This window comes from Acidithiobacillus sp. 'AMD consortium' (assembly GCF_008926505.1).
Lineage (GTDB): Bacteria > Pseudomonadota > Gammaproteobacteria > Acidithiobacillales > Acidithiobacillaceae > Acidithiobacillus > Acidithiobacillus ferridurans.
The window spans coordinates 2,862,773-2,875,642 of sequence record NZ_CP044411.1 but is presented as its reverse complement, the minus strand read 5'-3'; the positions used below and the strand labels follow the sequence as shown (position 1 = coordinate 2,875,642).

Below are 12,870 nucleotides of genomic sequence, written 5' to 3'. Positions count from 1 at the left end.
CTTCCTTATCTATCGCTCTAACGAGGTGATCCGTGATTCCAAAAGCAACCTTTGAGGCCTTGGCGCGCCAAGGCTACAACCGTATACCCCTTTCCCGTGAGGTCATCGCCGACCTCGATACTCCCTTATCGGCCTATCTCAAGCTGGTCGACGGTCCCTATGCCTACCTGCTGGAATCTGTGCAGGGCGGCGAGAAATGGGGCCGTTATTCCATCATCGGTCTTCCGGCACAGCAGATATTGCGAGTCACCCAGGGGGTTGTCACTGTTCATGTGGACGGCGTCGAGACCGAGCGGGCTACCCCGGCGGACCCGTTGGAATGGATCAGCGCCTTCCGCAGACGCTTCCATGTAGCACCACTGGAAAATGCCGATGAGCGTTTCAGCGGCGGCTTGGTAGGCTATTTTGGCTACGATATCGTCCGCAGCATCGAACCCCGCCTCGCCCGCAGCACGCCTTTGCCCGACCCGCTGGGGTTGCCGGAAATACAGTTGCTGGTGGCCGACGAACTGCTGATCTTCGATAACCTGCGCGGGACCCTCCGCCTGTTGGTGCATGCCGACCCCGCCCAACCCGAGGCCTGGGAGCGTGGCACCGCCCGCCTGCGGGCGCTACAACAGCGGTTGCGCGAGTCGGTACCGCCGTCCCCACCGCCAGTGAGCACCCGACACGTGCGCGAGGAAGATTTCACTGCCAGCTTCAGTCGTGAGGGCTATATGGCGGCAGTGCGCACCATCAAGGCATATATCGGCGCCGGGGACGTGATGCAAGTGGTGCCCTCCCAACGCCTGTCCACACCGCTGGCCGCGCACCCCCTGGATCTCTATCGCGCCCTGCGTGGCATCAACCCTTCCCCCTACATGTTTTATGTGGACTTGGGGGATACCCATCTGGTGGGCTCGTCGCCGGAGATACTGGTGCGCGTCGAAGAGGATCAGGTCACGGTGCGCCCTATTGCCGGCACCCGTCCGCGCGGCAAGAGCCGCGCCGAAGATGAGGCGCTGGAGCAGGAACTCCTCGCCGACCCCAAAGAGCGCGCCGAACACCTCATGCTCATCGACCTGGCGCGCAACGATGTGGGGCGTATCGCCGACACCGGTTCGGTGCAGCTAACCGATTCGTTTGGTATCGAACGCTACTCCCATGTCATGCACATTGTCTCCCAGGTCACGGGACGATTGCGCCCGGAGCTGGACGCCATGGATGCTTTACGAGCGACCTTCCCGGCAGGCACGGTGTCCGGTGCGCCCAAGATTCGCGCCATGGAAATCATCCGTGAGGTGGAGCCGGTAGCGCGCGGCGTCTATGCCGGAGCGGTGGGCTACTGGGGCTGGAATGGCAATATGGACACCTGCATTGCCATTCGCACCGCCGTCATCAAGGATGGCATGCTGCATATCCAGGCGGGCGGCGGCATTGTCGCCGACTCGGAGCCCGCGGCGGAGTGGGAAGAAACCATGAACAAACGCCGCGCCATGTTCCGCGCCGTAGCACTGGCCGAAAACGGCCTCGACCCCGAAGGGAGGGCAGATCATGCTACTCATGATTGATAACTACGACAGCTTCACCTACAACCTGGTGCAATACTTCGGCGAACTGGGGGCGGAAGTGCGGGTCGAGCGCAATGATGCCATCGACGTGGCGGCTGTTGAACAACTAGCTCCCAGCCGCATCTGCATCTCCCCTGGACCCTGCACACCCAACGAAGCAGGCATTTCGCTGGACGTCATCCATCATTTCGCCGGGAAAATCCCGCTGCTCGGCGTTTGTCTCGGGCATCAGGCCATCGGTCAGGCGTTCGGCGGCAAAGTCATCCGTGCCGACAAAGTGATGCATGGCAAGACCTCACCAATTTTCCATAACGGCAAAGGAGTCTTCCGCGACTTACCCGACCCCTTTGTCGCCACCCGTTATCACTCCCTGATCGTCGAGCGCGACTCACTGCCCGAGGCGCTGGAGGTGACGGCCTGGACCGCAGAAGGAGAAATCATGGGCTTGCGCCACCGTACCCTGGATGTGGAGGGTGTACAGTTTCACCCAGAGTCCATTCTTAGCGAGCACGGCAAGACCTTGCTGCAACACTTTCTGCAAGGGGGCGCACGATGATCGTCCGGGACATACTCGAACAAATCGTGGCGGGGCAGGACTTGTCGCGCAAAGAGGCGGAAACAGTCTTCGCCTCTATCATGGCCGGCGCATGGACCCCCGCCCAGATCGGCGCTCTGCTCATGGGACTCCGCATGAAGGGGCAGCGGGTCGAGGAACTGGTGGGCGCCACCCAGGCCTTGCGCGCCTGTATGACGCGGGTGGAGGTCTCCACCGATCACCTGCTCGATACCTGCGGTACCGGAGGTGACGCACTGAGCACCTTCAACATATCGACGGTGTCTGCCGTGGTGGCGGCGGCCGGCGGGGCGCGGGTGGCCAAACACGGTAACCGTTCCATGGTCAGCCGCAGCGGCAGCGCTGACGTGCTGGAAGCCGCGGGTTTGCCCATGGACATGAGCCCCGCAGAAGTCGCCGACAGTATCGAGCGCATCGGTATTGGTTTTCTATTCGCGCCGGCGCACCACGGTGCCATGCGTTACGCCGTTGGTCCGCGCAAGGAGCTCGCTATCCGTTCGCTGTTCAATCTCATGGGGCCACTGAGCAACCCGGCGGGGGCGCCGCACCAGGTACTCGGCGTTTATGCCGAGCGCTGGCTGATTCCCATGGCAGAAGCCGCCCGGGAACTGGGATCACGCCATGTGCTGGTGGTACATGGGCACGATGGCGTGGATGAGATCAGCCTGTCCGGGCCATCAGACATAGCCGAGTTAAAAGACGGGACGATCAGTCGCAGCCGGGTTCAGCCGGAGGACTTCGGGTTGTCACGAGCACCGCTGGCGACCCTGCAAATCGACAGCGTGGCGGCGGCCCTGGCGGCGGCGGAAGAGGTATTGCAGGATCGCCCCGGACCGCGTCGCGACGTCGTTCTGCTCAATGCCGGGGCCGCCCTCTATGCGGCAGACGTGGTCCCCGATATGGCGGTGGGCGTGGTGGTCGCCCGGGCTGTGCTCAAATCCGGCGCCGCCTGGGATAAGTGGCAGGCATTGCTGGGCAGGACTTCACAGGGATAAGACATGACCGACATACTTCAGGAAATCATTGCCCATAAGCGGGAGGAACTGGTGGAGCGCCAAACCCGCCTGGGCCTTGCGGAGTTGCAGGCGGCAGTGGCCCTGACGGCACCGCCGCGCAACTTCGTCGGCGCCATTCGGGCCAGAATGGCCCAGGGACAGCCCGCAGTGATCGCCGAAATCAAAAAGGCATCGCCCTCGGCGGGGGTAATCCGCGAAGACTTCAACCCGGTGACCATTGCCCAAGACTACGCCGCCCATGGTGCAGCCTGCTTGTCGGTGCTGACCGATGAACACTATTTTCAGGGCGCCGACCTCTATCTCGCCGCCGCCCGTGAGGCCTGCCCACTGCCCGTGCTGCGCAAGGATTTCTGCATCGATCCCTATCAGGTCTGGGAGGCACGGGCCATTGGGGCCGACGCCATCCTGCTCATCGTTGCGGCCCTGAGCGATGCGGAGCTGCAGAGTCTGGAGACAACGGCGCAGAGCCTGGGCCTGGCGGTGCTGGTGGAGGTGCATGATGCAGCCGAGTTACAGCGCGCGTTAAAATTGCGGACCCCACTGATCGGCATCAATAACCGGGACCTGCGGCGTTTTGTCACCGAGATTGAAACCACGCTGAAACTGCTCCCGGAGATTCCCCGAGAGCGGATCGTCGTCACCGAAAGCGGCATCCGCAGCCGGGAGGAGGTAGCCACCCTGCGCGCGGCGGGAGTCGGTGCCTTTCTCGTTGGCGAGGCATTTATGCGCACTGCCCAGCCGGGAGACGCCCTGCAACACCTGTTTTTTGACTAAACGCAGTTTACACGGCTAGTTGATTGTCATTAAATGGGAATCGGTGGTGTCCGGGAATAGGGAGCGAAGAGTGGAAGCACGCGTACAATGGATGGGTCCTGGGCAGATGAGCTTCGTTGCCGACGCCGACAGTGGCCATGCCTTGGTCATGGATGGCGCCGCCGAGATCGGCGGACGTAATCTCGGCCCGCGCCCCATGGAGCTCCTGCTGATGGGTCTGGGCGGATGCTCCAGTATCGATGTGGTGATGATCCTTCAGAAGTCCCGGCAGGATATCCGCAGCTGTGTGGTGGAGTTGGCGGCCCAGCGGGCGGAGCAGGACCCGAAGGTGTTCACCGGGATTCATCTGCATTTTGTGGTATCCGGCAAGGCGCTTGATCCCAAGCGGGTAAGCCACGCCATCGGCCTATCCGCAGAAAAATATTGCTCGGCCAGCATCATGTTGGGCAAAACTGCGGCGATCACCCACGACTATGAGATTCGAGAAGAATGCTGAGGATGCCTCCATGCTACTGAGTAAAACCAGCGAATACGCCTTACAGGCCCTGATCTACCTCGCGGCACAGCCATCCGGGCAGCCGGTGCTGAGTCGGGACATATCCGATTACCTACACGTCCCGGCCCAGTATCTGGCGAAGATCCTGCAGGATCTGGCCAAGCGCGGGGTGCTCGATTCCTTCAAGGGCCGCGGCGGCGGCTTTGTCCTGCGCCCCGGAGCAGGACAGATGAACATCCTCGACATCATCGAGATCGTGGAAGGGCAGGCGTTTGGTCAGGGCTGCGTACTCGGCCTCAAGGCGTGCGCGGATGAAACCGCCTGCCCCGTGCATACCCAGTGGAAGCCGCTCAAGGCCGAGGTGATCGACCTGCTCGGCAGACAGACCATCGCCAGCATGGCGGAGGCCGTAATGGCCGGTCGTTACCGCATCCACTTGGCGGGTGGGGACCACTTGCATATCCGCCCGGCGCCGACATCCGGCAGTGATTTTTCCTGAGCCGTCAGACCCACAGCGCCCCCCGCGTCAGAACCTTGGAAAAAACCCCCATCGCCAGGCGGATGGGCATGGGGAGTTTTTCCGCGCCCAGTTCTTCCGCTTTTGCGGCATGCCCGACTTCGTCATCGCGCATCTGCGCCACGATGGCGCGACTGCGGCCATCGTCGGCAGGGAGTTCATCCAGATGGCTGTTGAGATGTTCTTCCACCTGATTTTCTACCGCAACGACCAGGCCAAGATTGCTGGCGCGGCCACGCCGGGCGGCGAGAAAACCCATGCTCCAGCCCGCGCCGTACCAGAGCGGAGCGAGCAGACTCGGGCGGCTGTCCAACTCCCTCAGGCGGGCTTCACACCAGCGCAGATGGTCTTCTTCCTCGGTGCGCGCGCGCTGTAGTTGCTCCTGTAATTCAGGGTCATCGGTGCCGGTTGCCTGGCCGGTATAGAGTGCCTGCGCCATGATCTCACCCGCATGGTTGACCCGCATCATGCGCCCGGCCCGCTGTCGCTCCCAGGGGCGCAGGAGGGTATCGGGAATATCCCTGGCCGGATAGGGTCGATCACTGCCCACCTGCTGTCCGGTCAGGGTACGCAAGGCGTTATCGATATTGGCAATGACTTGATCGCTGAACATGACACCTCCGCACGCTGTCAGTAAGGGTTAATTAGGGTATGATGTCCTTCTATGGATAGAGGGTCAACGCTTATGGAAGGTGCTTTTTATCAACGGCATCTGTTCGTTTGCCTGAATCAGCGCGAGAACGGTGAGCGTGCCTGCAATAACAGCGGCATTGCCGAAGAGGTGTTTCATGTGGCTAAGCAGCACGCCAAAGCGCTCGGCATTCACGGTAAAAAACAGGTACGCGTCAACCGCTGCGGCTGTCTGGGGCGCTGTGATGAGGGCCCGGTTGCCGTAGTCTACCCAGACGCCGTCTGGTACACCTACGTGGATGCCGACGATATTCGCGAGATCGTCGAGTCTCACCTGCGCGACGGCATACCCGTCGAACGGTTGCGGATCTGATGCTGCCTATCGACCGGAGTCACCTCTATGACGGCGGCGAACTGGCCAGCCTGGAATGTGTAGGCCAGCGGGTCATCATTCCGGGTCCGGCGGGTCCGCTGGAAGGCATTACCGATTGCCCCGACAAAGAGACGCGCGGCGCGGTGGCGGTCATTCTCCATCCGCACCCCCTTTATGGCGGCACACTCCACAACAAGGTAGTGCATTATCTGAGCAGGACCTGCAATCAATTGGGTATCCCCTCGCTACGTTTCAATTTTCGCGGAGTCGGCGAGAGCGGCGGCGTCTATGATGATGGTCGTGGTGAAACCGAGGATTGCCTGGCGGTGCTCGACTGGGTGCAGGAGCGCCGCCCCGGTTTCGACATCTGGCTGGCCGGATTTTCCTTCGGAGCCTATGTGGCCTACCGCAGCGTGCATCGCCATCCGCGCATCCGCCGTCTGCTGACCGTCGCCCCGCCCGTCAATCTTTTTGATTTCACGGTGCTGCCGGCACCTTCCTGCCCGTGGACCCTGATTCAGGGCGAACTGGACGAACTGGTGCCCGCCACGAGCGTAGAAAACTGGGTTGATACACTGCCCGTCCAGCCCAGGCAAATTTTGCTTCCCGCGGACCACTTCTTTCATGGTCAGCTCAATGCGCTGCGAGCGGCACTGTTGGCGTCCCTCAGTGAAGAAGCAAGCGAGATGGGAGTCAGCAGCCCCTGTCGTGAAGCCAGCTTTTCTTGAACTACGGGCGCTGCATAAGCGCTATGGCGGGCGCGAGGTGCTGCGCGGGGTAGACCTCGCCGTCGCCGCCGGAGAATGCTTCGCCCTGGTCGGCCCCAACGGGGCGGGTAAAAGCACTACGGTACGGGCGATCCAGGGGCTGACGCCCACCGATGGCGGAGAGGTTCGCATCGATGGCCGGACGCTCGCGGAAATGGGGCGCACGGCGCGGACAGGCATGGGGGTGGTGCCCCAGACCGACAACTTGGACCCCGATTTTACCGTTCAGGAAAACCTCTGGACCTACGGCCGCTACTTCGGCCTGCCGAAAGCGCTGATTCGCCAGCGCAGCGCCGAGTTACTGGAGTTCATGGCCCTCAGCGGCTACGCCGCGCAACCGATCCACTCTTTGTCAGGCGGCATGCAACGCCGCCTGACCATTGCCCGCGCCCTGATCAACGCCCCCAAGTTGTTGCTGCTGGACGAGCCCACCACCGGACTCGACCCCCAGGCCCGCCATCTCATCTGGCAGCGTCTGCGCGAATTGCGGCGACAGGGCACCACCCTGCTCCTGACCACGCATTATATGGATGAAGCGGAACGTCTGGCGGATCGGGTCGGGATCATCGACCATGGCCGGATTCTGGCGGAAGACAGTCCACGCGGGCTGATCGCCACCCATATCCCCGGGGGCGTCGTCGAATTGCGCCGGGTGGACGGTGAGCCGCCGGACCCGCAGGATCTGCATCGCCAGTGGGTGAGCCTCAGTGAGCGCGTGGGCGACACCCTGATCTGCTACGGGTCGGATCTAAGTCCGCTGCTGGCGCACTTTGGCGATGATCCGGCCTATCGCTGGATACAGCGTCCCGCCAGTCTGGAGGATGTGTTCCTGCGCCTGACGGGACGCGATCTGCGGGAGGAAACCGAATAATGCCGATACGCGACGCCTTGCCAGGGGCTGGGGCGCTGGCTGTCCTGCAGCGCAACTTCGGTGTCTGGCGCAAGTTGCTGGTGCCGAGCCTGCTTGGCAACTTCGGCGACCCGCTTCTTTACCTGCTGGCGCTGGGTTACGGTCTGGGGCACTTCGTCGGGCGGATGGACGGAATGCCCTATATCACCTTCATCGCCTCCGGCATCGTCGCCAGCAGCGTGATGAACACCGCCAGCTTCGAGGGCCTATATTCGGCCTTTACCCGGATGAGCGCCCAGCACACTTACGCAGCGATGCTGGCCACTCCCTTGCGGGTCAGCGACATCCTCGCCGGTGAGGTGGCCTGGTGCGCCGTCAAAGGCCTGATCAGTGCCGTGGCCATTATCATCGTCGCCAGCCTTTTTGGCGCCATACAGGGCCCCTGGGTGATCCTGGCGCTGCCGGTCATTTTGCTCGCGGGGCTGAGCTTCGGCGGGGTGGCGCTGGTCATCACGGCACTGGCACGCAGTTATGATTTCTTCATGTATTATTTCACTCTGGCGGTGACGCCGATGTTTCTCTTTTGCGGCGTTTTCTACCCCATCCAATCGCTGCCGCCCTTCGCTCAGGACATTGCCGGGGTGCTGCCGCTGACCCATGCGGTGGCCCTGCTGCGACCGCTGCTGACCGGGCATCTGCCCCATGAGGTGCTGTACCACACGGGCGTGCTGCTGCTGTACACCCTGGTGGCCTATGTGCTTGGGTGGCGTCTGCTCAGTCGCCGGTTGCTGCGCTGACGATGAATGGGCGAATTGCCGCGTCGCTCTTGACAGGCACGCAGGTTAGGGCTTTAATTTGCGCCTCACGGCGCTTTAGCTCAGCTGGTTAGAGCAGCGGAATCATAATCCGCGTGTCCGGGGTTCGAGTCCCTGAAGCGCCACCAAATAAATCAACCACTTGGCTTAAATTGCTAGGTGGTTTTTTGCGTCCAAGCTTAACTTCGCCAATGGCAGGCCAGACCCCTTGCAAAGATGTCTCTGGCATCCATCAGAGGCAAAGACATTGCCGCCGTTGTAAGGGATATGGAAGCCCTACAGAACCATTTTCACAGGGAATCTTGAGGCGTTAAAATGACCAACGTAGCCAACCCCGTCCTCATCCTCACCATCAACGACTGCCCCGGCATGCGCGTGGTCCGGGTCATTGGGCCGGTCTACGGCACGGGTGTCCGATCCCGCAACATCATCGGTAATCTTCTCGGTGGTGTCCGTGCCATCTTTGGCGGCAAGCAGGCGGGGTATCTCAAGATGATTGCCCAGACCCGCGATGATGCGCTGGAACAACTGGCCGAGCATGCTCGATCCTTGGGGGCCAATGCGATTCTTGGCATGCGCTTCGATTCCGGTGAGTTTGACGCTGGGCAGGGGCAGGCCATGAATGAGGTCACGGCTTATGGAACGGCGGTGGTGGTGGAACCTCAGTAACCGGCCATTTCCCGATGTCTATAGAGCTTTTTTCAATTATCTCACTGATATAACGTCTGGCTACGTCGACCAGAAATAACTGTATGGGTGTTGCAAGCGTAAACAGACATTCCCACTGGGAACAGGAACGAGTAGTACCGGCCAAGAGCTGTCGGTCGAGGCTGCTTGTTGAAGGGCAGGTACAGACTGATACTACTCGTTCGCAACTTGGAGGTGAATGGCCGCTCCCGCTGCGATCCTGTCATTATGTGGTGCATATTGATTGCTCAACGTGCAAGATCGCCCCGCAGGCGGCTCAGCCAGACACCCTGACCAGCGGCGATTTAACGCAAGCGCGGTACGCGCCACACTCCGATTTACCCGCAAAAACCACCGCCTTGCAGACGGCTCGTTACTGTGTAATACCTTTGATGAGATCCTTTACCTTCGTTTCCGCATCAGCTAACGATGTATGATCGCTGAGGAATCCATAGGGACCAAAAATTTCCCAATGAATCCGCCCATCCTTTTCAATGACCTCTTGGATTTGATAAGGATCGGCTGTCTGTACAATCTTGCGCCGTGTCATATTCCTTTCTCCAGCACCGCGTTATCCCGCCTTGCGCAAGTGCATATCCAGATGAATGTCGGTGAACGGGCAGCACACCCCGCCGTTGGCCGTGCGTTCTATCAGTCCGAGTTCGGCGAGTACCCGCACGTCATCGTGTACGCGACGCACATCCCGGCCTACCCGCCGGGCCAGCTCCCGGATGGACACTTCCCCTGCACTCATGATCTGGCGCACCAGAGACCATCGCAGCGCAGTCAGTCGGCCCAGGAACACATCCGGCGATTCAAAGTTCAGGGTTTCCCCCTGGTAGGTTTCAGCCTGCGCGGCTTTACCGGCAGCGCGTAGGGCTGCTTTCCAGTCCGGTTGTACGGTAATGGTCAGTGTTCGCATTTCCATTGTTCCACCTCCGCGATGAAATCCTCCATCAACTGTTCCACACTGGTGAACGTATATTCATTTTCCTCGCCGGTGACGTGACGATGGTCGCCCTTGCCGGGCTCGTTGTCATAGCCGATGACCCTTGTGCCGTTGACCACGTAGACCAGCCGGTACTTGAAGCAGTGCCCACATGGCAGCACAGGCTTCGGTACGCGCCACACCACCATCTCCATGAGATCGCCATTCGGCGCAACATCCTTGAAGCTGGTGATCAGGGTAGCTTTCATGGAGGCTATCATGTAATCCCGTGGTAATGATGTCAATAATGACAACACGCATGATCATGGTTCCAGGCCGTTGCGGTACATATGGAATGCACGGAAGATAGCTATCTTCCGCTGCTGCCGCGACCTGATCCATTGGTCACGCCTTGGGTGAAACGACACCCCTCGTTTGACCGCTTTATGGCCGCCGTTTAGCCACTTACAAGGATGGCCTTGCTCGCGGCGGCAGGTGGGTAAAGTACAAGAAAAAAGGCTATATGCAAAATCTGGTTGGAAACCTATGTCCTCGGTGTCCAAAACCCTGACAATACTTGCTGCGCCATGGGTTGGAAGATGAATGTCTGTGAGGAGTGTGTGCGGAAGCTTTCTGGTTGGAGGGAGATGGTGTACAGTTTATGAAACTTTTACCTAGACTCTCTCCGGTTAGATATCTCCTGTAGAGTTTTTTACCGAAGGGCTGGTCCAGACTGGAAGCGGACATTCATTATCCATGATCACAATTGCAGAATTTAGTTTTTTTCATGACAGAAGAAACTCGTCACTAACCCCCCAAAGGAACGAGGTTTGCTTCAGTATGAATGGCCACGCCTTTGATTATGGCTTGGCATTTACGAGCTTATCTTGCGTGCGTAGATCAAAGTCACTCGCATCATGGCGTTCATGCAACTGGCTGGAAAGTTCGCCAACGATACGGTTGACTTTGATCCCGCGTTGTACCTCAGGGCGGGCGTAGATGTTGTCTGTCCAGCGCCGAACATTCGGGTAGTCCTTCACCGAAAGAAACTCCGCAGCATCGTACAGCCAGCCTTTAACCAAACCACCATACCAAGGCCAGATGGCCATATCAGCAATCGTATATTCGCTACCTACTATATATTCATTTTCCGAGAGCCGTTTATCGAGCACATCAAGTTGTCGCTTGGCTTCCATAGCAAAACGATTGATTGCATATTCAATCTTTTCTGGGGCATAGGCGTAGAAATGACCGAATCCGCCACCCAGGTAAGGGGCGCTCCCCATCTGCCAGAATAGCCATGATAGGCACTCGGCGCGCCTACTTGGATCGGTAGGCAGGAACGCCGCAAATTTCTGTGCTAAATACAGCATGATCGCACCAGACTCAAAAACCCGAATAGGCTGTGAACCGCTGTGATCCACGAGAGCTGGGATCTTGGAGTTCGGATTCACTGCTACAAAACCACTTCCAAATTGATCCCCGTCACGGATACTGATTAGCCACGCGTCGTATTCTGCACCGATATGACCCTGTGCTAACAACTCTTCTAGCAGGATTGTTACTTTTTGGCCATTGGGCGTCGCCAGAGAGTACAGTTGCAATGGGTGATGACCGACGGGGAGTTTTTTATCGTGGGTTGGTCCTGAAACGGGACGGTTGAGAAGCGTGAAGGCACTAGCTGCTTCAGTCTTGTTCCAGACCCAAATCTTAGGGGGCACGTAGTCCGTTGAATTGGTCATGAATGATTCTCCTTGGATTGAACCAGGTTACAATTTAACCATACTCGGTCATCACAACAATCGGTTCAATGCAACCCATGCCCATCAAACTGACAGGTTGCCGCATCTCGCCTTTGACGTGCTCAAATTTGGCAACCATTCTTCTCTACTCAATCCCTTGTGTAAATTGAATTCAAGTTTCCAGAACATGATGATCAGTCCGCTGGACGACCGCTTACGCTGCAATATAGCCTTTCAGCCCACCTGCCACAGAGTGTGGCAAACTCAACCTGCCGGAGTCGTTACCAGCGGATTCTGGTCGTTACGCCGCATGAACGTCGTATCGTTGAATCTTATTGAGAACTGCCTGCATGGCGTGGCGCGTCACGGCGAGATCGTAATCGGTTTGCAGGCCCACCCAGAAACCGTCGCTCATCCCGAAAAACCGGGACAGCCGCAGCCCGGTATCCGGGGTAACGGCCCGCTTTCCCATCACGATCTCCCCGATACGGCGCTGCGGGACGCCGATTTCCTTGGCTAGACGGTACTGGGTGATGCCCATCGGCTTCAGAAAGTCTTCCAGCAAGATCTCGCCGGGGTGAATGGGGGCAGACCGACCTTCGCGCAGATTCGCCACATCGGAAAAATCCATCTTTTCGATCTCGTCCACACGAATGCTCACGATATACCTCCATCCATCAGTGATAATCCACGATCTCCACGTCCCAGGCGTTGCTGTCGCGCCATACGAAGCAAATCCGCCACTGGTCATTGATGCGCATGCTCCATTGGCCGCTCCGATCGCCGGAGAGCTTCTCCAGGCGGTTGCCTGGTGGTACAGCCAGATCTTCGATCCGGCCGGCGCGATGCAACTGTGCCAGTTTCCGCTGCGCCATCCGCAATAATTCCGCTCCAAAGCGGCGCACTTTCAGGCCAGCGAAGACTGCGGCGGTTTGCTTGTCCGCAAAGCTCATGATCATCGGTGAATGCTAACGCGATCCGATAGTAGCGTCAAATAACGGTGTCTGTTAGTCCCGCACTTCTCAGTTTCCATACTGGATCGCAGGAAACAACGCCGTCTGATGGCTCGCCCAGACTGATTGCAGACATTTGCCCTTTAACGTTGAAGCTGGGCCGCGAGTAGCGGCTTGCCGACGTGAGTCGGCTCAAGC

The 12,870-nt window shown here is 59.1% G+C and carries 18 protein-coding genes and 1 tRNA gene; 12 read left to right on the top strand and 7 right to left on the bottom strand.

Features of this window, described 5'->3' with window-relative positions; translation table 11 throughout:
* Window positions 1-32 precede the first annotated feature (32 nt).
* The 6 genes from trpE to F6A13_RS14955 all read left to right on the top strand — a co-directional run bounded on the left by trpE (window position 33) and on the right by F6A13_RS14955 (window position 4,909).
* Window positions 33-1,550 carry an anthranilate synthase component I gene (gene trpE / locus F6A13_RS14980; protein WP_126604764.1) on the top strand — a complete coding sequence of 506 codons (1,518 nt, stop codon included), beginning with the start codon at window positions 33-35 and terminating at the stop codon, window positions 1,548-1,550.
* A complete protein-coding gene (locus F6A13_RS14975; RefSeq protein WP_113527141.1) occupies window positions 1,534-2,106 on the top strand; it encodes an anthranilate synthase component II in 573 nt (190 codons plus the stop codon). Before trpE ends, F6A13_RS14975 begins: the two co-directional genes overlap by 17 nt.
* Entirely contained in the window at window positions 2,103-3,119 is a 1,017-nt protein-coding gene (trpD, locus tag F6A13_RS14970) for an anthranilate phosphoribosyltransferase (RefSeq protein WP_113527140.1), read from the top strand. The genes F6A13_RS14975 and trpD overlap by 4 nt, the downstream gene beginning before the upstream one ends.
* 3 nt (window positions 3,120-3,122) lie before the next feature.
* The gene (trpC, locus tag F6A13_RS14965; RefSeq protein WP_113527139.1) at window positions 3,123-3,914 is read left to right on the top strand and encodes an indole-3-glycerol phosphate synthase TrpC; all 792 of its coding nucleotides are present in this window, start codon (window positions 3,123-3,125) and stop codon (window positions 3,912-3,914) included.
* 70 nt (window positions 3,915-3,984) lie between these two features.
* Window positions 3,985-4,410 carry an OsmC family protein gene (locus tag F6A13_RS14960; RefSeq protein WP_009567144.1) on the top strand — a complete coding sequence of 142 codons (426 nt, stop codon included), beginning with the start codon at window positions 3,985-3,987 and terminating at the stop codon, window positions 4,408-4,410.
* Between the two features lie 10 nt (window positions 4,411-4,420).
* Window positions 4,421-4,909, top strand: coding sequence for an RrF2 family transcriptional regulator (locus F6A13_RS14955; protein ID WP_113527138.1), 489 nt, complete (start codon window positions 4,421-4,423; stop codon window positions 4,907-4,909).
* A gap of 4 nt (window positions 4,910-4,913) precedes the next feature.
* Here the strand turns inward: F6A13_RS14955 and coq7 are convergent, their stop codons facing one another.
* Window positions 4,914-5,540, bottom strand: a complete 627-nt coding sequence (gene coq7, locus F6A13_RS14950) for a 2-polyprenyl-3-methyl-6-methoxy-1,4-benzoquinone monooxygenase (protein WP_126604765.1) — start codon at window positions 5,538-5,540, stop codon at window positions 4,914-4,916.
* A 51-nt stretch (window positions 5,541-5,591) separates the two neighbouring features.
* On the opposite strand from coq7, the gene F6A13_RS14945 reads away from it, so the two are divergent.
* The 6 genes from F6A13_RS14945 to F6A13_RS14920 all read left to right on the top strand — a co-directional run bounded on the left by F6A13_RS14945 (window position 5,592) and on the right by F6A13_RS14920 (window position 9,031).
* Window positions 5,592-5,930 (top strand): (2Fe-2S) ferredoxin domain-containing protein, encoded by a 339-nt coding sequence (locus tag F6A13_RS14945; protein ID WP_225981871.1) that lies wholly within the window; start codon window positions 5,592-5,594, stop codon window positions 5,928-5,930.
* Window positions 5,930-6,658, top strand: a complete 729-nt coding sequence (locus F6A13_RS14940; protein WP_126604766.1) for an alpha/beta hydrolase — start codon at window positions 5,930-5,932, stop codon at window positions 6,656-6,658. Before F6A13_RS14945 ends, F6A13_RS14940 begins: the two co-directional genes overlap by 1 nt.
* Window positions 6,639-7,568: an ATP-binding cassette domain-containing protein gene (locus F6A13_RS14935; RefSeq protein WP_126604767.1), complete on the top strand. Its 930-nt coding sequence runs from the start codon at window positions 6,639-6,641 to the stop codon at window positions 7,566-7,568. The genes F6A13_RS14940 and F6A13_RS14935 overlap by 20 nt, the downstream gene beginning before the upstream one ends.
* Complete coding sequence (locus F6A13_RS14930; protein ID WP_126604768.1) at window positions 7,568-8,344, top strand: ABC transporter permease; 777 nt, start codon at window positions 7,568-7,570, stop codon at window positions 8,342-8,344. Before F6A13_RS14935 ends, F6A13_RS14930 begins: the two co-directional genes overlap by 1 nt.
* Before the next feature lie 69 nt (window positions 8,345-8,413).
* Window positions 8,414-8,490 (top strand) — tRNA-Met (locus F6A13_RS14925).
* 187 nt (window positions 8,491-8,677) lie between these two features.
* Entirely contained in the window at window positions 8,678-9,031 is a 354-nt protein-coding gene (locus tag F6A13_RS14920; RefSeq protein ID WP_126604769.1) for a YbjQ family protein, read from the top strand.
* A gap of 391 nt (window positions 9,032-9,422) precedes the next feature.
* Here the strand turns inward: F6A13_RS14920 and F6A13_RS15495 are convergent, their stop codons facing one another.
* The 6 genes from F6A13_RS15495 to F6A13_RS14895 all read right to left on the bottom strand — a co-directional run bounded on the left by F6A13_RS15495 (window position 9,423) and on the right by F6A13_RS14895 (window position 12,678).
* Window positions 9,423-9,599, bottom strand: a complete 177-nt coding sequence (locus tag F6A13_RS15495; protein WP_192796473.1) for a hypothetical protein — start codon at window positions 9,597-9,599, stop codon at window positions 9,423-9,425.
* A gap of 21 nt (window positions 9,600-9,620) precedes the next feature.
* Window positions 9,621-9,977 (bottom strand): hypothetical protein, encoded by a 357-nt coding sequence (locus F6A13_RS14915; protein WP_126604770.1) that lies wholly within the window; start codon window positions 9,975-9,977, stop codon window positions 9,621-9,623.
* Complete coding sequence (locus tag F6A13_RS14910; protein WP_126604771.1) at window positions 9,959-10,246, bottom strand: DUF6516 family protein; 288 nt, start codon at window positions 10,244-10,246, stop codon at window positions 9,959-9,961. The genes F6A13_RS14915 and F6A13_RS14910 overlap by 19 nt, the downstream gene beginning before the upstream one ends.
* 591 nt (window positions 10,247-10,837) lie before the next feature.
* Window positions 10,838-11,719: a glutathione-dependent disulfide-bond oxidoreductase gene (yghU, locus tag F6A13_RS14905; RefSeq protein WP_054609019.1), complete on the bottom strand. Its 882-nt coding sequence runs from the start codon at window positions 11,717-11,719 to the stop codon at window positions 10,838-10,840.
* A 301-nt stretch (window positions 11,720-12,020) separates the two neighbouring features.
* Complete coding sequence (locus F6A13_RS14900; protein WP_010642615.1) at window positions 12,021-12,380, bottom strand: HigA family addiction module antitoxin; 360 nt, start codon at window positions 12,378-12,380, stop codon at window positions 12,021-12,023.
* A 16-nt stretch (window positions 12,381-12,396) separates the two neighbouring features.
* Window positions 12,397-12,678: a type II toxin-antitoxin system RelE/ParE family toxin gene (locus tag F6A13_RS14895; protein ID WP_126604773.1), complete on the bottom strand. Its 282-nt coding sequence runs from the start codon at window positions 12,676-12,678 to the stop codon at window positions 12,397-12,399.
* Window positions 12,679-12,870 lie beyond the last annotated feature (192 nt).